At 72.9% G+C, this 18,737-nt stretch carries 20 protein-coding genes and 3 pseudogenes; 13 read left to right on the top strand and 10 right to left on the bottom strand.

What is annotated here, in order from left to right; all coding sequences use genetic code 11:
* The 3 genes from GBA65_RS17245 (at position 1) to GBA65_RS23465 (ending at position 979) form a co-directional block, all read left to right on the top strand.
* Complete coding sequence (locus GBA65_RS17245; protein WP_166397611.1) at positions 1-507, top strand: DUF892 family protein; 507 nt, start codon at positions 1-3, stop codon at positions 505-507.
* A 29-nt stretch (positions 508-536) separates the two neighbouring features.
* The gene (locus GBA65_RS23470) at positions 537-737 is read left to right on the top strand and encodes an AAA family ATPase (RefSeq protein WP_207955865.1); all 201 of its coding nucleotides are present in this window, start codon (positions 537-539) and stop codon (positions 735-737) included.
* 104 nt (positions 738-841) lie between these two features.
* Positions 842-979, top strand: coding sequence for a hypothetical protein (locus GBA65_RS23465; RefSeq protein WP_207955864.1), 138 nt, complete (start codon positions 842-844; stop codon positions 977-979).
* On the opposite strand, the gene GBA65_RS17235 is transcribed toward GBA65_RS23465, so the two are convergent.
* Positions 976-1,353, bottom strand: coding sequence for a PaaI family thioesterase (locus tag GBA65_RS17235; RefSeq protein WP_166397610.1), 378 nt, complete (start codon positions 1,351-1,353; stop codon positions 976-978). The genes GBA65_RS23465 and GBA65_RS17235 overlap by 4 nt on opposite strands.
* Before the next feature lie 141 nt (positions 1,354-1,494).
* On the opposite strand from GBA65_RS17235, the gene GBA65_RS17230 reads away from it, so the two are divergent.
* From GBA65_RS17230 to GBA65_RS17215, 4 genes are all read left to right on the top strand, one after another.
* Positions 1,495-1,728, top strand: coding sequence for a hypothetical protein (locus tag GBA65_RS17230; RefSeq protein ID WP_166397609.1), 234 nt, complete (start codon positions 1,495-1,497; stop codon positions 1,726-1,728).
* Positions 1,729-1,765: 37 nt separating this feature from the next.
* Positions 1,766-1,969 carry a hypothetical protein gene (locus GBA65_RS17225; RefSeq protein WP_166397608.1) on the top strand — a complete coding sequence of 68 codons (204 nt, stop codon included), beginning with the start codon at positions 1,766-1,768 and terminating at the stop codon, positions 1,967-1,969.
* 46 nt (positions 1,970-2,015) lie between these two features.
* Positions 2,016-2,696, top strand: coding sequence for a phosphoribosyltransferase (locus tag GBA65_RS17220; RefSeq protein WP_228281437.1), 681 nt, complete (start codon positions 2,016-2,018; stop codon positions 2,694-2,696).
* A gap of 81 nt (positions 2,697-2,777) precedes the next feature.
* Positions 2,778-3,611, top strand: coding sequence for a UbiA family prenyltransferase (locus tag GBA65_RS17215; protein WP_166397607.1), 834 nt, complete (start codon positions 2,778-2,780; stop codon positions 3,609-3,611).
* 158 nt (positions 3,612-3,769) lie between these two features.
* Here GBA65_RS17215 and menE read toward each other — a convergent pair whose 3' ends face one another.
* The 6 genes from menE to GBA65_RS17185 form a co-directional block, all read right to left on the bottom strand.
* Positions 3,770-5,215 carry an o-succinylbenzoate--CoA ligase gene (menE, locus tag GBA65_RS17210; RefSeq protein ID WP_166397606.1) on the bottom strand — a complete coding sequence of 482 codons (1,446 nt, stop codon included), beginning with the start codon at positions 5,213-5,215 and terminating at the stop codon, positions 3,770-3,772.
* Positions 5,216-5,224: 9 nt separating this feature from the next.
* On the bottom strand, positions 5,225-6,325 hold the full coding sequence (gene menC, locus GBA65_RS17205; protein ID WP_166397605.1) for an o-succinylbenzoate synthase: 1,101 nt from the start codon (positions 6,323-6,325) through the stop codon (positions 5,225-5,227).
* A gap of 10 nt (positions 6,326-6,335) precedes the next feature.
* The gene (gene menB, locus GBA65_RS17200) at positions 6,336-7,187 is read right to left on the bottom strand and encodes a 1,4-dihydroxy-2-naphthoyl-CoA synthase (RefSeq protein WP_166397604.1); all 852 of its coding nucleotides are present in this window, start codon (positions 7,185-7,187) and stop codon (positions 6,336-6,338) included.
* Positions 7,188-7,218: 31 nt separating this feature from the next.
* Positions 7,219-7,986, bottom strand: a complete 768-nt coding sequence (gene menH, locus GBA65_RS17195) for a 2-succinyl-6-hydroxy-2,4-cyclohexadiene-1-carboxylate synthase (RefSeq protein ID WP_166397603.1) — start codon at positions 7,984-7,986, stop codon at positions 7,219-7,221.
* Between the two features lie 85 nt (positions 7,987-8,071).
* Positions 8,072-9,814 carry a 2-succinyl-5-enolpyruvyl-6-hydroxy-3-cyclohexene-1-carboxylic-acid synthase gene (gene menD, locus GBA65_RS17190; RefSeq protein ID WP_166397602.1) on the bottom strand — a complete coding sequence of 581 codons (1,743 nt, stop codon included), beginning with the start codon at positions 9,812-9,814 and terminating at the stop codon, positions 8,072-8,074.
* Positions 9,783-11,192 (bottom strand): isochorismate synthase, encoded by a 1,410-nt coding sequence (locus GBA65_RS17185; protein WP_166397601.1) that lies wholly within the window; start codon positions 11,190-11,192, stop codon positions 9,783-9,785. Before GBA65_RS17185 ends, menD begins: the two co-directional genes overlap by 32 nt.
* A 1,368-nt stretch (positions 11,193-12,560) precedes the next feature.
* On the opposite strand from GBA65_RS17185, the gene GBA65_RS17180 reads away from it, so the two are divergent.
* The 4 genes and pseudogenes from GBA65_RS17180 to GBA65_RS17170 all read left to right on the top strand — a co-directional run bounded on the left by GBA65_RS17180 (position 12,561) and on the right by GBA65_RS17170 (position 15,599).
* Entirely contained in the window at positions 12,561-14,036 is a 1,476-nt protein-coding gene (locus tag GBA65_RS17180; protein WP_166397600.1) for an AMP-binding protein, read from the top strand.
* Between the two features lie 2 nt (positions 14,037-14,038).
* Positions 14,039-14,353, top strand: a pseudogene (locus GBA65_RS26720) (AMP-binding protein); the annotation flags it as partial.
* A gap of 190 nt (positions 14,354-14,543) precedes the next feature.
* Positions 14,544-14,894, top strand: a complete 351-nt coding sequence (locus GBA65_RS24580) for a lysophospholipid acyltransferase family protein (RefSeq protein WP_166397599.1) — start codon at positions 14,544-14,546, stop codon at positions 14,892-14,894.
* Between the two features lie 3 nt (positions 14,895-14,897).
* Entirely contained in the window at positions 14,898-15,599 is a 702-nt protein-coding gene (locus tag GBA65_RS17170; RefSeq protein WP_207955863.1) for a hypothetical protein, read from the top strand.
* A gap of 94 nt (positions 15,600-15,693) precedes the next feature.
* Here GBA65_RS17170 and GBA65_RS17165 read toward each other — a convergent pair whose 3' ends face one another.
* Positions 15,694-15,972 carry a hypothetical protein gene (locus GBA65_RS17165; RefSeq protein ID WP_166397598.1) on the bottom strand — a complete coding sequence of 93 codons (279 nt, stop codon included), beginning with the start codon at positions 15,970-15,972 and terminating at the stop codon, positions 15,694-15,696.
* On the opposite strand from GBA65_RS17165, the pseudogene GBA65_RS26715 reads away from it, so the two are divergent.
* Positions 15,973-16,359: pseudogene (locus GBA65_RS26715) on the top strand (hypothetical protein); the annotation flags it as partial. It lies immediately after the preceding gene.
* 113 nt (positions 16,360-16,472) lie between these two features.
* Positions 16,473-16,820: an alpha/beta fold hydrolase gene (locus GBA65_RS26710; protein WP_166397597.1), complete on the top strand. Its 348-nt coding sequence runs from the start codon at positions 16,473-16,475 to the stop codon at positions 16,818-16,820.
* 196 nt (positions 16,821-17,016) lie between these two features.
* On the opposite strand, the pseudogene aac(3) reads toward GBA65_RS26710, so the two are convergent.
* Together aac(3) and GBA65_RS17150 are read right to left on the bottom strand one after the other, a co-directional pair.
* Positions 17,017-17,853 (bottom strand): annotated as a pseudogene (gene aac(3), locus GBA65_RS17155) (aminoglycoside 3-N-acetyltransferase).
* Positions 17,854-17,967: 114 nt separating this feature from the next.
* A complete protein-coding gene (locus GBA65_RS17150) occupies positions 17,968-18,726 on the bottom strand; it encodes an alpha/beta fold hydrolase (RefSeq protein WP_207955860.1) in 759 nt (252 codons plus the stop codon).
* Positions 18,727-18,737 lie beyond the last annotated feature (11 nt).

Genomic DNA, 18,737 nt, shown 5'->3' with positions numbered 1-18,737 from the left:
ATGGTGCAGAACGACGAGTTGCGCGGCAGGCTGATCGAGTACGTGCAGAACGTCCACGCCCTGGAGGGCAACGTCTTGCTGATGCTCGACTCGGTGATCCTGACGACGGGCGACGAGGAGCTCAGGGAGATGTTCCGCGTCCACAAGGAGGAGTCCCGGCGCCAGCAGGAGAAGCTGCGCGAGCGGCTCGAGGCCCTCGGCGGGCTCGGGCTCGCCTCCCTGGGCAAGAACTTCTCGGCGATAGCCTCCGCTCAGGCGAAGGGCATCTTCGACGTCTTCCGCGCCGACAAACCGGTCCAGAACGCGCGCGACGCGTTCGTGACGGAGCACCTGGAGATAGCGTCGTACGAGATCCTGGAGCGCATGGCCCTGCGCGCCGGGGACGAGGAGACGGCCCGGGTGGCCCGCGAGAACCGCGCTGAGGAGCAGGCGATGGCCGGCAGGATCGCCGAGAACTGGGACCGTTTCGTGGACCTCGCACTCGTGGAGAGGAGCCGGAGGGCCTGAGCCCTCGGGAGGTCGAGCTCGTCGTCTTCGTGGGCCTGCAGGCCTCGGGGAAGAGCACCTTCTACCGCGAGCGCCTCGCCGGGACCCACGCGCACGTCAGCAAGGACCTCTTCCGCCACAACAAGGACCGGAACCGCCGGCAGGCCCAACTCGTCCGGGAGGCGCTCCGCTCGGGCCGCTCCGTCGTGGTGGACAACACGAACCCGCGCCGGAGGACCGGGCGCCCCTGATCGAGCAGGCCCGCGAGCACGGGGCCTGCGCCGTCGCCTACTACTTCGAGTCCGAGACGCGCGCATCGAAGGAGCGCAACGGGCGCCGGGAGGGGAGGGCGCGGGTGCCGGACGTCGCGATCTACGCCACCGCCAAGAGGCTCGTCCCCCCCTCGCGCACGGAGGGCTTCGACGAGGTGTACCGGGTGAGGATCGTGGAAGGCTCGGGCTTCGGGGTTACCCCGCGGGAAGGGGAGCCCTAGCCGACGCGAGTGTAGGTGCCGGAGGCGAGGGCGACCAACTCGTCGCTCTCGCGCTGGACGACCTCGGCCTCGACGATGGTAATGCGCCCGCCGCCCTTGCGGACCGAGGCCGTGCAGCGGAGCGTGCCCGGCTCGCCCGGCTCCAGGTAGTTGACCTTGATCTCGATGGTAACCGGCCGCTCTTCCTCGCCGGTCATCGGGTTCAGCGCCTCGGCCATCGAGACGTCTATGAGGGTCGAGACGGCGCCCCCGTGTACGGTGCCGCCGGGGTTGAGGTGCCGGTCCCCGGCCCGCAGCTCCACCACCGCGCGGCCCTCCTCTGCCTCGACGAGCTCCACGCCCACAAGCTCCCTGAACCCTCCGTCGTTCGTCATGGCCCGGTCTATACCCCCGTCCGGGAGCGCCGAACCCTCGTGGCGCGGTGGCGGCCCTGCAAGGAGCCGTTTCGGGCGGCGCGAGCCGGGGAAACCTAAGCGGTAACGGTCGCGGGACGAGCGGGAGAGAGGGGTAGCGAGATGGCCCAATGCGAGGTTTGCGGCAACGACTACGACGGGGCCTTCGAGGTCACGTCCGCCGGTACGACGCACGTCTTCGACAGCTTCGAGTGCGCCATACACGCCCTGGCCCCCGTCTGCGAGCACTGCGGGGTCAAGGTGATCGGGCACGGCGTCCAGGCCGGCGGCTCCTTCTTCTGCTGCGCCCACTGCGCCAGGATGGCCGGGAATGAGGGGGCGCAGGACCGCGTCTAGGGTCTTCGTGGAGGTCGAACGAGTGGAGGTGGTTGGCGTGACGGATACGCGATTCTCCTGCTCGGTGTGCGGGACGGTGTTCTCGGACCACCGGGCGCAAGTGAACCCCGTGGTGCAGGAGGAGGACGAGCTCTCCTGCCCGAACTGCGGCTCGGTCAACTTCGAGCCCTACGAGTTCGACCCCGACGCCCCCATCGTCGACCCGCTCGCGGCCCCGACCGACGAGGATTATGCCCCTTGACCGGACGAGCCGTGTCGTAGGGGACGGGACCCCGGGGTCCTAGGGCGTGAGCGGGGCAGAGGTGCTCTTCCGGGACCGTGTGGACGCGGGACGACGCCTCGCCTCGCTCCTCGCCGGCTACGAAGCCGAGGGACCGTTCGTGCTCGCGCTGCCGCGGGGAGGCGTGCCGGTCGGGGCGGAGATCTCGCGCCGCTTGAGGGCGCCGCTCGACGTGCTGATCGCGCGCAAGCTCGGGGCGCCGGGACAGCCCGAGCTCGGCATCGGCGCCGTGGCCCAGGGGGGCGCGCTGGTCCTGAACGAGCGCATCGTCCGCGCGCTCGGGCTCTCCGGGGAACACGTAAGGAGGGCGGCCGAGGGGGAGCTACGGGAGGTGGAGCGGCGGCTGCGCCTCCTGCGCGGCGACCGGCCCGAGCCCGAGGTGGCGGGCCGGACGGTGATCCTGGCGGACGACGGCCTCGCCACGGGTGCGACGGCGAGGGCGGCGGTCCTGGCCCTGAGACAGCGGGTACCGAGGCGCCTCGTCCTCGCCGTGCCCGTCTGCCCCCCGCGGACGGCGGACCTCCTACGCCCCGAGGTGGACGAGCTCGTGGTCCTCGCCACCCCGGCGGACTTCTACGCCGTCGGCTCCTACTACGAGGACTTCGAGCAGGTCGGCGACGAGGAGGTGATACGCCTGCTCGAAGCGGCCCGCGCGCAGGAGGGCAGGCCGGGCCCGGGCTTCGCCTAGCGCGAGAGGCCGGGAGGCCGCGGGAGATCCGCCGACGCCGGCGTCGCCGAGCCCCTACAATATCCCCGTAATGGAGCCTGCATGAACTCTGCGCATCCCGGGCGCCCGCCCCTGACCGAGTGGTTCTGGCTGGCCCGTCCGTTCACGCTGACGGCGGCGGCCGTCCCGGTGCTCTTCGGGACGGCGCTGGCGCTCTCCGACGGGGCGTTCGCGTGGGGGCCCTTCCTGGCGATGCTCGTGGCGAGCCTGCTCATACAGGCCGCTACCAACATGTTCAACGAGTTCTACGACGAGAAGCGCGGCCTCGACACGGCCGAGGCGGTCGGGATCGCGGGCTCCATCGTCCAGGGCAGGGTACACGCGCGCGCCGTCCTCCTGGGGCCCTGCTCTGCTACACGCTCGCGGCCGTGCTCGGGCTGTACCTCGTCTTCGTCGGGGGCTGGACATCCTGGCCCTCGGGCTGCTCTCGGCGCTGGGCGGCTACCTGTACTCCGCCGGGCCGCGCCCCATCGCCTACACGGCGGCCAGCGAGGCCGCCGTCTTCCTGTTCATGGGCGTCCTCATCGTGGTCATCGCCTACGCGGTCCAGGCCGACGCCCTCCCGTGGCGCGTCCCCTGGCGGCGCTGCCGATAGGCGGTCTCGTCGCGGCGATCCTGCTCGCCAACAACATCCGCGACATGGAGTCCGACCGACGGGGCGGGCGGCGCACCCTGCCCATCGTCTTCGGGAGGTCGGGCGGCATCCTGGTCTACCGGGCGTTGCTGCTCGAGGCCTACGTCGCGGTGGCGGCCCTGATCTCCTTCGGCGTCGTCCCCCTCGGGGCCGCCCTCGCCGTCGTGAGCGCCCTCCTCCTCCCCGGGCTCTGGCGCGGCATCGCGGCCTCCCGCGCCCGAACCTCCTGGACCCCGTCGTGAAGAAGACGGCCGGCCTGCACGCCGTCTTCGGCCTGCTGTACTGCGCCGGCGTCCTGATCGGGGCGCGCTCTAGCCCAGGCGATCGGCGCCGCGGACGCGGTCCGCGAGCGTCGCGCTCGGGCGTAACGGGGGGATCGCGGGCGCCGGGGCGTCCGGTCTCAGGGCTCCCCTTGTCGCCGGGCGAGCGCCCGGAACCCGGCGCGGTCCACCTTCATGCCCTCCGGGCCGGGCCGTTCGGGCCAGGGGTGGAAGGCGACGGGGATCTTGAAGCGTGGCAGGACCGGCTCCAGGGCCTGCGCGAGGCTCTCCAGGGGACGGCCGTCGCCGGCGCGCACGAAAGCGACGGGCCTCTCCCCGAACTCCTCGTCCGGGACCGGGACCACCACGGCCCCTTCGACACCCTCGATCCGGTAGAGCGCCTCCTCGATCTCCTCGGGCTGTACGTTCTCGCCGCCGGAGACGAACAGGTTGTCCTTGCGGCCCCTGACCCGCAGGTAGCCGCCGGAGTCCAGCTCCCCGAGGTCCTTCGTGTGGAACCAGCCCGCCTCGTCGACGCGCCGGTCCAGCCCGTCCCCCTCGACGTAGCCGGCGAAGAGCGTCTCGCCGCGGACCAGGATCTCGCCGTCCCCCGCCACCGCGACCTCCCTGTACGGCAGCGCCCGCCCCGAGGTGCGCAGCACCTCCCGCGAGGCGCCCGGCGGCGTGGTGGTCGCCTGCGAAGACGTCTCGGTGAGGCCGTAGCTCGTGTGGATCGGCAGGCCGAGCTCCAGCGCCTCGTCCACGAGCGCCTCCGGCACCGGCCCGCCCCCCAGCAGAATGGCGCGAAGCGCCCCGAGAGACGCCTCCTCGGAGAGCAGCCGCCGGAGCTGGGTGGCGACGAGCGAGACGTGGGTGGCGCCGCTCTGGGCGAGGGACTCCCCGAGCGGAACGTCGGGCTCCGGGAACGACATCGCCGCGCCCGCGAGGAGGCACCGGAAGACGATCGAGAGCCCGCCGACGTGGTAGAGCGGCAGCGAGTGCAGCCAGCGGTCGCCCGGCCCGAGCGGGATGTTCTCCCCGGAGCCCAGCGCGCTGTAGTGGTGGTTGCCGACGGTGTGGAGGGCGGCTTTCGGCGTGCCCGTGCTGCCGGAGGTGAACACGATCGTGGCCGGACGATCCGTGGGGACGAGGATATGCTCCCCGGGCCGCGCGCCCTCCGTCTCCCCCGGGTCGAGCCCCTCCGGCCCCATCACGGCCAGGCCCTTCGTCTCCGGGATGGGGAGTTCCACGTCGGAGACCAGGGCAGAAGGGCGGGCGACGCGCAGGAGCGCCGGGACGCCCTCCGGCGGGACGCGGGTGCTCACCGGGCAGACGACGCATCCGGCGCGCAGCGCGGCGAGGAGCAGCACGACGTAGCGTTCGTCCTTCTCCATGCGGAGCGCCACGCGCGCTCCGGGGGTGCAACCCGCGTCGGCGAGCCGGCCGGCCGCCGCGGAGACGCGCCCGTCCAGCTCCGCGTAGGTGATTGTGCCGGCGGGTCCGAGGATGGCCGGGGCGTCCGGCGCGGCGAGGGCGCTCTCGCGCAGCGCGCAGGGGATCGTGGGTCCCTCGGGTCTCCGTTTCACGGGGTGATGTTAACCGATGGGCTCTGCCTCCGGGGAGAGCCTTCCGGGGACGACGTCGTGCGCGGCCTCCACCGTCTCCCGGACGTCGATGCGCGGGGCCGGTAGGGGGAGGCGCGGTTCGATCACGTCCCCGGCGAGGCGCCGGTAGGTGTCCAGCCCGGCCGGCACCCCCTCGTCGCCGATCCCGGCCGCGAGCGCCACCAGGGCCGCCGTCCCCACGCCGCTCTCGTAGGCCGAGCTCACGACGGGCCGCATGCCGAGGTCCAGAGCCCGGTTCGCCAGGTCCAGCGCGCGGGAGAGGCCGCCGATCAGGGACGGTTTGATCACGACCGCAACGGCGTAGCGGTGGGCACCGAGTGCTTCGGGGGCCATCCCGACCAGCGACTCGTCGAGCGCGACCGGGACGCCGCAGGCGCGCGCGAAGCTCCCCAGGTCGGCGGGCTCCTCCAGGGGCTCCTCCAGGTACTCGATCCCGACCCCCTCGATCCCCCGCGCGAACTCCAGCGCCTCTTGCGTACCCCAGGCCCGGTTCGCGTCCAGCCGCAGCGAGACGTCCCCGCCCAGGGCCTCTCGCACCGTTCGCACGAGCGCGACGTCTTCCCCCACCGGCCGCCCGCCGACCTTCAGCTTCGCGGCCTCGTAGCCCTCCGCCCGCATCCGGCGCGCACCCCCGAGCACCTCGGTGGGCGAGCCGGCCAGCAGCCCGTTCGCGGGCACGACCGCCCTGAAGCGCGGGGAGACGACCTCCGGCAGCGCCACGCCGCGAGCCGCCGCGTACAGGTTCCACAGGGCCAGCTCGCACCCGAACCGGACCGAGGGCGCGGCGTCCGTGAAGCCGGGCGCGCCGTCGAGGCCGGCGCCCGGCCGAGCCTCGGGCACCCCCCGACCGACCACGGACTCCGCCAGGCCGTGAAGCTCCCGCGCGGCCTCGGGCAGGACCTCCCGGCTGAAGCCCGGGAGCGGCGACGCTTCGCCCCAGCCCACCGCGCCGCCCGCCCCGTCGAGCCTCAGCAGGAGGCCCTCGCGGTGGCGCACGGTCTCGCCCTTGAGCACGAGGGGGGCGGTCAGCGGCAGCCGGAAGCGGTAGAGGCCGAAGCCGGTAACCTTCACGGTTTGGAGTCTAGGAACGGCGCGGGAACTTCGAGAAGTCGGGCTTGCGCTTCTCCTTGTAGGCGTCGCGCCCCTCCTGGGCCTCCTCGCTCCCGTAGAACAGGAGGTTCGCGTCGTGGGCGAGCTGCTGAATGCCCGCGAAACCGTCCTCGTGGGCGTGGAAGCTCGCCTTCAAGAGACGAAGGGCGAAGGGCGAGCGATCCAGCATCTCCCGGCACCAGCGGACCGTCTCCGCCTCCAGCTCCGCGAGCGGCACCACCGTGTTCACCAGGCCCATCCCGAGCGCCTCCTCCGCCGAGTACATCCGGCAGAGAAACCAGATCTCCTTCGCCTTCTTCGGCCCCACGAGTTGGGTGAGGACCGACGCGCCGAAGCCGCCGTCGAAGCTGCCGACCTTCGGCCCGACCTGCCCGAACTTCGCGTTGTCCGCGGCGATCGTGAGGTCGCAGACCACGTGCAGGACGTGGCCGCCGCCGACGGCGTACCCGGCCACCATCGCGACGACGGGCTTGGGGCAGCGACGGATCTGCACGTGCAGGTCCGTCACGTCGAAGCGGCCGATCGAGGCGCCGCCGGGGGTGCGCCGGGGGTCGCTCGGGTCCGAGAGGTACCCGGCGTCCCCGCGCACCCTCTGGTCTCCGCCGGAGCAGAAGGCGTCCGGCCCCTCGCCGGTGAGGATGATCACCCCTACTTCGTGGTCCTCGCGTGCGTCTTCCAGCGCCCCCTGGATCTCCCGCACCGTCAGCGGGCGGAACGCGTTGCGCACCTCGGGGCGGTTTATGGTGATCTTGGCGATCCCCTCCGCCTTGTGGTACTTGATGTCTTCGAACTCTCCGGCCGTCTCCCACGCAACGTTAGTCATGCAGGTGATTATAGGGACCGCAGCCGGGCTTTCAGCAAACCGGCGTACGCCTCCGGGCCTCGGCGCGTACGTTGTGACCGACGCCGGGCACGGTAGCTGCCTCGATACACGGCCCGAGCTCGGCCATGCGCCGGGAAATCCCGACGAACTTCTCGTCCAACTCCCCCGCGACGGCGAGCGCCGGGACCCGAAGCCCCGAAAGCTCCTCCCACAGAGAAGGCTGGCTCCCGGTCCCCATGCCCCGCAGGGAGCGCGCAAGCTCCGCCGGGTCGTTGCGACGGCGCTCCTCGAGCGTACGCCGCAGCAGCCCCTCGTCGCGCGCGAGCGACGCGAAGAGCGGCTGCCGGTACCAGTCCCGGAGGAACGTTTCGAAGTCTTCGGATTCGAGCCGGCGTGCCTTCTCCTCGTCGGCGGCGCGGCGCGAAGCCCTCTCCTCCGCGTCCCGGAGCCCCGGGGAGGCCGACTCCAGAAACAGGCCGCTGCACCGCTCCGGGTGGCGTAGCGCGAGGTAGAGCGCGAGCCGGCCGCCCATCGAGTAGCCGACGAGCGACGCCCGATCTATGCCGAGCTCGTTCAGCACGCCGATCACGGCCCGCGCCGCGCCCTCGAAGGCGTAGACCTCCGGCGGGAGCCCCAGCGAAGCTCCGTGCCCCGGCAGGTCCACGGCCACGGCGAACGCCTCGTCCCCGATCGCCTGCAAGACCTCCCGCCAGTCCCCGGAGGAGCCCATGAAGCCGTGCAGAAAGAGGACGGCCGGCCTTCCGGAGGCTCCGAGAGTGGCGTAGCTCAGCGCTGCCAAGACGAACCGAAGCGGGAGAGAGCGCGTTGCTCGGCCGGCCCTCGAACGCCGACCGGGGCACGGAGCGGGCCGACGAGCGCTCCCATCAGAGGCGCTTCCAGACCTCCGCCAGAAGCTCGCGGTGTAGCGCTAGGTTCTCCTCGCGGACGGTCTTCACCTCGATCACGGTCGAGCCGCCCCGGGCGCGGGACGACCGGTACGCTTCGACGAACTCATCCGCCGTGCGCGGGCTCTCGTAGGGGAGCCCGAACATGCTCGCCGCCGCCTCGAACGTTACGCCCTGCGGCGTCCCGAAGTAGGGCTCGAAGAGCTCCCCGTGCCCGGCGACCGGCAGGAACGAGAAGATGCCGCCGCCGTCGTTGTTCACGACGACCACGGTCACCGGCAGGTCGCGGAGCATCGCGAGAGAGTTGAGGTCGTGGAGCAGGGCGAGGTCCCCGAGGACGAGCGTAACCGGAGCGCCGAGGCCGCGGGCGAAGCCGGCGGTCGTGGCGACGGTGCCGTCTATGCCGCTCGCGCCCCGATTGGCCGCGACCGGGAGGGGCGCGCCGTCGGTCGTGGCGAAGGTGTCGAGGTCCCGTATGGGCATGCTGTTCCCCACGACCAGGCCGTGACCCTCGGGCGTGTGCCGCGAGACGAGGCGCGCCACGAGCGGCTCGGTCAGCTCCGCGGTCTCCGGGAGCAGGAGATCCAAAGTCCGCCCAACCCCCTCGGAGGCCTCGCGCCAGGACGAGAGCCAGCCGTCCTTCGGGGCCTTCCGCGCCGCCTTGCCCAGGGAGGCGCAGAAAACCGCTACGTCGGCCTCGACGCTGTGCGTGACGCGGTGGCTCGGGTCCAGGCGGAACGGGTTCTCGCGCACGACGACGTGCGGGTCGGGGCGGGCGGCGGCCAGGAATTTCTCGAGGCGCTTGGAGAGCGCGCGTCCGCCGACGTGCAGCACGGCCTCCGGCGCGTGCGAGCCCGCGAAGGCCTCGCTCGCCAGCAGCGCGTCGTAGTGGGCGACGACGTTCGGCGAGGACGGCCCGAGCCTGACCTGGGAGCCCACGTCCGGGAGGAGCGGCCAGCCTAGAGACTCCGCGAGCCCCACGACCGCCTCGCCCTGCTCGCGCGAGGGGAGCCGCCCGGCGACGACGAGGCCGCGCCCGACGGGGCCCAGGGCGTCCCGGACCAGCGCCACCTCCGCGTCGTCTACGGCGGGCCTCGTGGCCGCGTAGCGGGTGTAGGGGCGGGCGCTCGCTCTCCACGAGGTTGGGCCGCCCGTGGGTTCGTCGTCGCCGTCCGGCAGGAAAGGCTCGCGGAACATCAGGTTCAGGTGGACGGGGCCGGAGGGGGAGCGGCGGGAGCGGTAGACGGCCTGGTCCATGGTCGTAAGGACCATCGCGGGGTCGATCTCGGGGTCCGGGGCGGGCAGGTCGAAGCGCCAGCGGACGAAGTCGCCGAAGATGTCGGGCTGGTCGATGGTCTGGTTGGCGCCGGTCTGGCGGAGCTCGGGCGGGCGGTCTGCGGTGAGCAGGATCATCGGCACGCCGTCGACGGAGGCCTCGACCACGGCGGGCAGCCCGTTGGCGACGGCGGTGCCGGAGGTCGTGATCCAGGCGGCCGGAGCGCCCGTCGCCCTCGCGTACCCGAGGGCCGCGAACGAGGTGCCGCGCTCGTCGAAGTGGACGAGGGAGCGGGCCTTGGGGTTGCGGGCGAGCGCCGCGACCATCGGGGTGGAGCGGGAGCCGGGCGCCACGCAGAAGAGCCCGACGCCCGAGCGCACGAGCTCCTCGACGATCAGGTCCGCCCAGAGGCGGTTAAGCGCGGGCGTCGCGCTCTTCGGGGTCAAGCCCGAACACCCTGGTGAAGTCCGAGATCTTCTGCTCTATCTCCGCCCACTCCCCATCGGGGGTCGAGCCGACGACGATCCCGGCCCCGGAGTACAGCGAGAGCCTGCCGCCCCTCACGAGCCCGGAGCGTATCCCGACGGCGAACTCGGCCCCGTCGGCCCCGATCCACCCGATGGGTCCGGCGTACCAACCGCGGTCGAAGGGCTCCAGAGCCCGTATCTCCCCGATCGCCTCGCCCTTCGGATAGCCCCCCACGGCCGGCGTCGGGTGCAGCGCGGCGAGCACGTCGGCGTCCGAGACGCCCTCGCGGAGGATCCCGCGTATCCTCGACACGAGGTGCCGGCCCCGCGCCAGCTTCATCTCGGAGGCCCTGTCCTCGACCTTCAGCTCCCGGCACAACGCCCCGAGGCTCTCCTCGATGCTCACCCGGACGATGGAGTGCTCGGCCTGGTCCTTCGCGCTCCCCAGGAGTTCCTCGCGCAGCTCCGCGTCGTCGACCTCGGAGGCGCCCCGGGGACGCGTACCGGCGACGGCCTCGCTCGAGATCCCGCGCCCCTCGCGCCGGAAGAGCCTCTCCGGCGACGCCCCGAGGAACGCCGCCCCGTCCTCGGGCTCCACGAGGAAGTGGAAGCAGCCGGGGGTGGCCTCGCGCAAGGTCTCCATCAGCGAGACCGCGTCGAGGTCCTCCCCGAACCCGAGGTCGACCCGGCGCGCGAGGACGACCTTGTCCATCCTCCCCGCCTCGAAGGCCTCCAGCGCCGAGCGTACGTTCTCGCCCCACCCCGCCCGATCCGGACGGTCCACGCGCGATACGGGCGTGGGCAGAGGACCGTCGGAGCCGGGCCATCCCTCGGGCACCGTCAGACCTTCGAGCTCGTCCAACAGCTCCCCGGCCCTCTCCGCGTCGCGCGGCAGGACAAGGTTGCAGGCCAGCGTCGCCTCGTCGCCCCGGCGGAGCAGCTCGAAGCGCGGCAGGACGAAGCGGTGCGCCCCGAACGCGCCCCACTCCTCGTCCGCGCCGCGCTCGGGATCGAAGCGCAGGCCGCCGTAGTAGCGCGCCCCCGAGGACAACAGCGCGAGCCGCTCGCGCAGCGAGGCGTCCGGCGCCGTCCCGTCCCCCTCCACGACGTCCGCGACCCCGACGGCGGCCACGGCCGTCCCGTCCTCGCGGCCCGACCAGAAAGAGCGCGGCCTCATAACCTGCGAACCGAGCCAGCGCAGCGGGTCCAGGTCGCCGGCGGGCACCTCGAGGCGCACGATCCGCTCCTCGGCCGTCAGGCCGGCGTTGCCCTCCAGGACCCGGCCCACCTCCTCGGCCAGCGCGCGCCGGGCGTCGGTCCTCTCGAATATGGCCCCCGCGTAATCCCTACTCAGCAAGCTGGCGAGCCTCCAAACTCTCGTGAAGCGCCTGATCCATCTTGGTACACGTAAGTTATCAAGGTATGCCCCGCCGGGTAGCGGCTCCGCTCACATCTTGGGGACGATCGTGTGACGGGGTTCGCTTCCGTCGCCCGTCGCGAGACTATCCCGGTGCGCTTTCGCACGAGATACGGAGCCCGCGGCCATCGGGACGTTCGCGCGCCCTGAACCTTCTGCCCGCTGCGCTGGCCTCGCTACGGCCGGGACCGCGTCGTTGCCCGGTCCTTGCCCCGCCCGATGGCCTTGCGGCGCTCCGGAGCGCCGCGCAAGAGTCCCGGACCGGGCGAGCGGGTAAGTGGTGGGGACCGGACGGCATGCGGCCGCCGCGAGACTAACGGCGCAGAGCGAGAGGAGCGAGTTTGCGGTACGAAAAGTTTGTGGAGGGCGTCCGGCAGCGGGGCGGGCTCGGGTCTTACGAGGAGGCGGAGAGGGCGACGCGGTCGACCCTGTCGGCGCTGGCAAGGCCCTCCCCGAGGCCGAGGCCACGCAGCTCTCCGAGCAGCTCCCCGAGGGGCTGGCGGATGGGCTGCGCAGCCAGCCCTCGGAGCCCGAGAAGCTCTCCAGCCCGGACGAGTTCCTGCACCGGGTGGGGCAGGGCGAGGGGAGCGCGCGCCCGAGGTCGAGGCCCACGTCCGGGCGGTCGTGGCCGTGCTCGGCGAGGCCGCCGGCCCCGACAGGCTGCAGAGCCTCCGCAACGCGCTCCCCGACGGCTACTCCCGCTTCTTCACGTAGGCGGATCCGGAGGGCGGACGAGGGTAACCTTACCGAAGGTCCCGCCCCTCGTCGCGTCCTCTCGATCTCGGGCCGGACGTTCCCAAAGCTGGAAGAAATAGTTCCCCGGAGCCATGCGCCCCGTGAGGCCCACGGGCAGAATGCCCCCGTGAACCCTCAGGAGGAGGCGCGGGAGATGTTGGGCGAGGACCTTCGCGAGCAGAACACCGAAGTTGCAGGGGCGGCGCGCACGTTGCTGCCGCTCATCGAGAACCTCCCGGAGAGGGGCGGCCGGGAGGCCCTGATCGCGATGCTGAAGGAGGGGGCCGAGCGCTGGACCTACGCCGAGCTGGCCGAGCGCGTCGGGCGTCTCGCCTCGGGGCTGGCCGAGGCCGGCGTCTCCAAGGGGACCACGTGGCCCTGTACGCTGCGGGAGCCCCGCGTGGATCGCGGCCTGCCTCGCCGTGCTCTCGCGCGGCGCCGTCGTTGTCCCCCTCGACGCCGGGCTGGAGGAGGACGCCCTCGGGGCCATCCTCGCGGACTCGGGGCGAAGCTCATCTTCACGGCGGGGCCCAGGCCGGGAAGCTGGAGGGCCTCGGCGACGCGCCGAGGCTCGTGCGGCTCGACGGGGGGGAGGACGACGAGGGGAGCTGGCTGCGCCTGCTCTCCGACGGGGAGGTCGGGATGCCCGAGGTGGGGCCGGAGGACCCGGCGGCGCTCTTCTACACCTCCGGCACGACGGGGACGCCGAAGGGGGTGCCGCTGACGCACGGCAACCTCCGGTTTCAGACGAGCACGATCCTCGGCGCGGATCTTCTGGAGGAGAGCGACCGCATCCTGCTGCCGCTCCCGCTGCACCACGTCTACCCGTTCGTGATCGGGCTGCTCACGCCGCTCTCGGCCGGGCTCCCGATCGTCTTGCCTCGCTCGCTCACCGGCCCGCAGCTCGTCCGCGCCCTGAAGGAGGGGGAGGTCTCCCTGATCGTGGGCGTCCCCCGCCTCTACGACGCCCTCTTCTCCGGGATAGAGGAGCGGGCGAAGGGCGGCGGCAGGGTCGCCGCCTCGCTGTTCGATAGGGCCATGCGCCTCTCGATGGATGTAAGGCGCCGGACGGGGCTCGACGCCGGTAAGCTCCTGATGGCCCCGCTGCGGAAGCGCATCGGGCCGAGGCTGCGCGTGCTCGCCTCGGGCGGGGCGCCGCTCGATCCCGCCCTCGCCGAGAAGCTGGAGGGGATGGGCTGGCGGGTGGCGGTCGGCTACGGGCTCACGGAGACCTCCCCGATCCTCTCGCTCAAGCTCCCCGACGGGGGGAAGCTCGCGAGCGTTGGGCGCCCGGTCCCCGGCATCACCGTCCGCGTCGACCCCTCGGCGATGCCCGACGAGGAGGACGGCGCGGAGCGCACGGAGAGGCCCAACGGGGAGGGCGAGATCCTGGCCCGCGGCCCCGGCGTCTTCTCCGGCTACCGCAACCGCCCCGAGGAGACTGAGGGGGTCCTCGACGAGGACGGCTGGTTCCGCACCGGCGACCTCGGCTACTTCGACGACGACGGCTACCTCTACGTCACCGGCCGCGCCTCCACCCTCATCGTCACCGAGGGCGGCAAGAACGTCCAGCCCGAGCCGGTCGAGGAGGCCTACGCCAGGAGTCCCGCTATCGCCGAGGTCGGGGTGCTCCAGAAGGACGGCAGGCTCGTCGCCGTCGTCGTACCGGAGAGGGACGAGGTCGGCGACGACGCGGGCCAGGCTATCCGCGCGGCGGTAGAAGAGGGGTCCAAACGACTCCCGTCGTACCAGCGCGTCTCCGACTACGCCGTCACCCGCGAGCCGCTGGAGTACACCCAGCTCGGCAAGCTCCGCCGCCACCTCCTCCCCGAGCGCTACGACCGGGCGAAGGCGGGCGACGAGGGCGCGGACGCGGCCCCGGTCCCGTCCCCGTCGAGGAGATGGCGGCGGAGGACCGCGAGCTTCTGGAGGACGAGGGGGCCCGCGAGGTCTGGGAGCTTCTCGCCCGCCGCTACGAGGAGAAGCCGCTCTCCCCGATACCAGCCCCAGCTCGACCTCGGGTGGACTCCCTGGGCTGGATCAACCTGACGATGGAGATCGGGGAGAGGACCGGCGTGGAGCTCGGGGAGGAGGCCGTCGCCCGCATAGACACGGTCCGCGACCTGCTGCGCGAGGTCGCCGAGGCCGCCGGGGACGGCACCGCCCGGCCCGTCTCGCCGCTGGAGCAGCCCGAGGAGGCCCTGAGCGACGAGCAGAAGCGCTACCTGGAGCCGTTGAGCCCCGCCCAGAGCGCGGGCGCCCGGGCCCTCTTCGCCCTCGACCGGGGGCTGATGAAGGCGTTTTTCCGGCTCAGGGTCGAGGGGGCGGAGCACCTGCCGAAGGAGGGGCCGTTCGTCCTCGCGCCCAACCACCTGAGCTACCTCGACTCGTTCGTCGTTGCGGCGGCGCTCGACCGGAGGGTCCTCTCGAGGACGCACTGGGCCGGCTGGACGGGGCGGCCTTTGGCAACCCCCTCACCCGCGCCGTCAGCCGCCTCGCGCAGGCCTTCCCCGTGGACCCGAGCGCGCCGGCGCCTCGAGCCTCGCCTTCGGCGCGATGGTGCTGAAGGAGGGGAGGGGCCTGGTCTGGTTCCCCGAGGGCCAGCGCTCCGCCGACGGCGAGCTCCAGCCGTTCAAGCCCGGCATCGGCATGCTGCTCGACAAGCATCGCGTCCCGGTGGTGCCGGTCTCCATCCGCGGCTCGTACGAGGCGATGCCCCCGGGCAGGCTGCTGCCGCGTCCCGCCGGCATCTCCGTCGCCTTCGGCGCCCCCCTCGACCCGGGAGACCTGGAGCGGGAGGGCGAGGGGGAGGAGCCGAAGGACCGCATCGTCTCCGCCCTGCGCGAGCGGGTGGCGAGGCTCAACGCCGAGAGAAACCCCCGCGAGCCGGAACGGGGCGCGGAGTAGGGCTTGAAGCTCGAAGACGTGGTCCCCTGGGGGCGCTCGAAGGCCGAGTACGCGGGGATGTTCGCGCTGACCCCGCGGGACCTGAGGACGCGCATCCTGGACTGCGCCGGGGGGCCTTCGAGCTTCAACGCCGAGATGTCCCGCGAGGGACACGCGGTCGTCTCCTGCGACCCCATCTACCGCTTCTCGGCCGGGGAGATCCACGGGCGCATCGAGGTGGTCTTCGAGCCCGTGATGGACGGCGTGCGGGCCAACAGGGGACGTTTCTCGTGGCGAAAGATGGGCTCCCCGGAGCGCCTCGGCAAGCTCCGGAGGTCGGCCATGGAGACGTTTCTGGAGGACTTCCCCCGGGGCCTCGACGAAGGCCGGTACGTGGAGGGCGGGCTGCCCGAGCTGCCCTTCGACGACGGGGCGTTCGGCCTGGCGCTCTGCTCGCACTTCCTGTTCACGTACTCCGCCCAGCTCTCGGAGGGTTTCCACCTGGACTCGATCCTCGAGATGTGCCGGGTGGCGGAGGAGGCGCGCGTGTTTCCGCTGCTGGCGAGCACGGTGCACGCGGTCGGGGGGGAGGGGGAGGCTTCGCCCCACCTCGGGCCGGTGGTTGACGGGCTGGAGGAGAGGGGGTACGAGGCCCGGGTGGAGCGGGTGCCGTACGAGTTTCAGAAGGGCGGCGACGAGATGCTGCGCGTCCGCAAGCGGGGGTGAGGCGCCGGGGCGTCAGGCGCGAGCGGGGCCGGGGAGGGCGTCCTCCCCGGCCCCGCTGTGGCGGTGGCTCCCTAGAGGTCGCCCACCGCGCTCCTTATCTCGTCCGCCCTGGGGCCGTCTTCGGCCTCTCGACGGCGAAGTCCACGCAGATCTCGACCGCCATGTCCTCGGCGGCCGTGCAGCGGTCGCCGTCCCAGTCCACGCCCACCCTCTCCGTCATCTTCTGCTTCTGGACGCAGATCGCCGTCTCCGTAGAGGGGGCCACGTAGATCTGCTCGCCGTCGCGCATCCTGCGGACGTAGATCACCTCCCCCTTGAGGTTTGTGATTACGCCCCTCTCCCTGTCCAGCTTGAGCGTTGGTTGCCGTGCCATGTGCTGTCTCCTCTCTGGTCCGCACCATTTTGCCCCCGGCCACTACGGCACGCAAACGGGCGGCGAGGTGTAAGGGCAGGGCTCCGGGGCAATAGTACGGCGAGAGACAGGAGGGGAGCGCACGAACCTGCCACCGAACGAGAGCATCGGGAGAGCGCCGCGCGGGGAGCGTGGGGGCGCCGCACGGCGTCCCGCGAGCGTCCGTCCCGGAGGCGTGCGTCCCGCGCCCCCGGGAGCTCGCCGGGGGCTGGCCGGGGTCGAGGTCTTCGGGCGGGAGGCGGTGGTGTCGGGGCGAAGGGTCCGCTACGAGGTCGCGGGGAGGGGGAGCCGGTCGTGCTGGTGCACGGTCTCTCGGGCTCCACGCGGTGGTGGGACAGGACGGTCCCGGCGCTCGCGGCGCGCCACCGCGTCTACCTCGTGGACCTGCCGGGCTTCGGCTCCATGAGACGCGCCGAGGGGGCTTCGTCCTCGTCGAGGCCGCGGGCTGGCTCTCCTCGTGGATGGAGGCCGTGGGGCTGGAGCGGGCGCACCTCGTGGGCCACTCGATGGGCGGGTACATCGCCGCCGTGCTGGCGGCGCGGCGGCCCGAGATCATGCGCCGCCTCGTGCTCGTGGCGCCCGCGGGGGTGCCGACGGGCCGCTCCATGCACGGGCACCTGCTGCCCCTCCTCCGGGCGGGACGTTACATGACTCCCGGCTTCCTCCCCGTGCTCGCGCGCGACGCCCTGAGGACGGGGCCCGTGACGCTGCTCGGGGCGGCGCGGGAGATTCTGGCGGAGGACGTGCGGGGGCACCTCCGCGGGATCAGGGCCCCGACGCTCCTGGTCTGGGGCGTCGGGATACCCTGATCCCGCCCTCCGCGGGCGACGTCATGCGCGAGGAGATCCCGGACTCCCGCCTCCTCGTCCTCGAAGGGGCCGGGCACGTCCCCATGTTCGAGCGACCGGCCCGGATGAACGAGGCCCTCCTCGCATTCCTCGCCGGGACGAGGTGGGGAGTAGGGAGGAGCGGGCCGTCCCCGCGCCGGTGTTGCGAGGGTCTGGCTTACCCGGGTCCCGCCGGGTCGCCGGGGGCGAAGTTTCGCTCGATCCAGCCGACCGCGTGCTCGACGAGCGCCCGCGCGTCGAAGAGGTGGGCCGTGCCCGCGCCGGCCGGCCCGCTCCTCCCGGCGCCCGCCGCGAGCGCCGAGCGGGCGATGTGCTCGATGTAGTCTTCCTCGCCGACGAGGCGTTCGTAGGGCAGCGCCCCTCGGAGGTATCGATGTCCGAGAAGGTCCGCCAGACGCGCCGGCCGGGGCCCCCAGGATCACGGGCATGCCGTAGCTCACGCGGCGTTTGCCGGGACCTCCGCCACGGCCTCCGCGTGATGCACGAGCGTCACGGTCCCGAGCGGGGCGCCGAGGACCACGACCCGCCCGCCGAGCTCGACCAGCCGGGCGTAGGGGGTTCCGGCGCCGTAGGCGTCGTCGAGGGGGTGGGCGGCGGTGAGGGTGCCGGCGAGCGGGCCCACGGCCGCGACGCCCGCCTCCGGGTGCCCGCTGTGGCGCGCCCCGGGCCACGTCCTCAGGGCCTCGGGGATGCGCCCGTGGTCCCGGCGGGAGAGCGCGACGCGCGGGTCGTACGCCGGGTGCTCTTCAAGGTAGATCCGCCTGGTCTCCTCGTCCAGACCCCCGAGGTCTTCGGGCGGCTCGTCCTCCCAGCCGGTGTAGGCCATGAGCGTCCCGTCGGGCCCCAGGGCGTCGAGCAGGGCGCGCACGACGGTCTCGGCGCCGCCGAGCACGCGGCCGAGCGCGGACATGCGGCAGTGGACCATCGCCGCCCCGCCCGGACCCAGCCCGAGCTCCCCGAGGTCCCGAACCAGCCGCGAGCGCGCCACCAACATACCCCGCACGGTAGCAGGAGCGCGGGAGACCGGGCAACGCCGGCGAGGCTCACGCCCACGCTCTCCGCGTGAACGCGCCGGAGGGCCGTGGCTCCGAGGTCCCGCGACGCGGCGCTAGGGGCGCGCCCCGATGAACGCCTCGACGTGACGGGCGAGCGCCGAGGGGGCGTTGTAGTTCACCGCGTGGGCCGCGCCCCGTACGACGACGAACCTGCCGTCGGGGAGGAGGCCGCACGCCTCCCTGGCCCAGCGCTCCGGGACGATCGGGTCCCGCTCGCCGTGCACGACGAGCACCGGTGCCGCGAGCGCGGGCAGCTTCTTCTCGATCCTGTCGTCGGCGGCGTGGAAGAAGGTGCGCAGGCTCCTGAGCGGGCCCGCCGCGAGGAGGTCGAGCAGCTCCACGAGGATCAGTGACGGGGGCTCGCGGAGGCAATCGAGGGCGAGCCGCGCGGCCTGGCGGGGCAGGGTCCTCGCCTCCGGGTCCATCGTGGGGCCCTGGAGCACGGCCCGCTCCACGCGCGCGGGGCGCCGTAGGGCGAGCTCGGCTATGACCTGGCAGCCCATCGAGTTGCCGACCAGCACGGCGCTCCCGAGCCCCGTCGCCTCCATCCAGCCGTCGAGCGCCCGCGCGAGCCCGGGGACGTCGAGCGCGCGCGGAGGCTTCTCGCTCCTGCCGAAGCCGGGCAGGTCGGGGGCGTAGACCCTGCGCCGCGGGGCGAGGCGCGAGAGGGTCGGGGTCATGTACCGGCTCGAAACCACCAGCCCGTGGACCAGGACCACGGCCGGGCCGCCTGGAGCCGGGTCCGCCGGGACGCGGGCGTGCATCCGCAGGCCGTCGACCACGACCCAGCGGCTCTTCGTTCCCCCGATCAACGGCTTCGCCC

It is taken from the genome of Rubrobacter marinus (genome assembly GCF_011492965.1).
GTDB classification, from domain to species: Bacteria; Actinomycetota; Rubrobacteria; order Rubrobacterales; family Rubrobacteraceae; genus Rubrobacter_F; species Rubrobacter_F marinus.
This window is presented reverse-complemented; position numbering and strand designations above follow the sequence as displayed.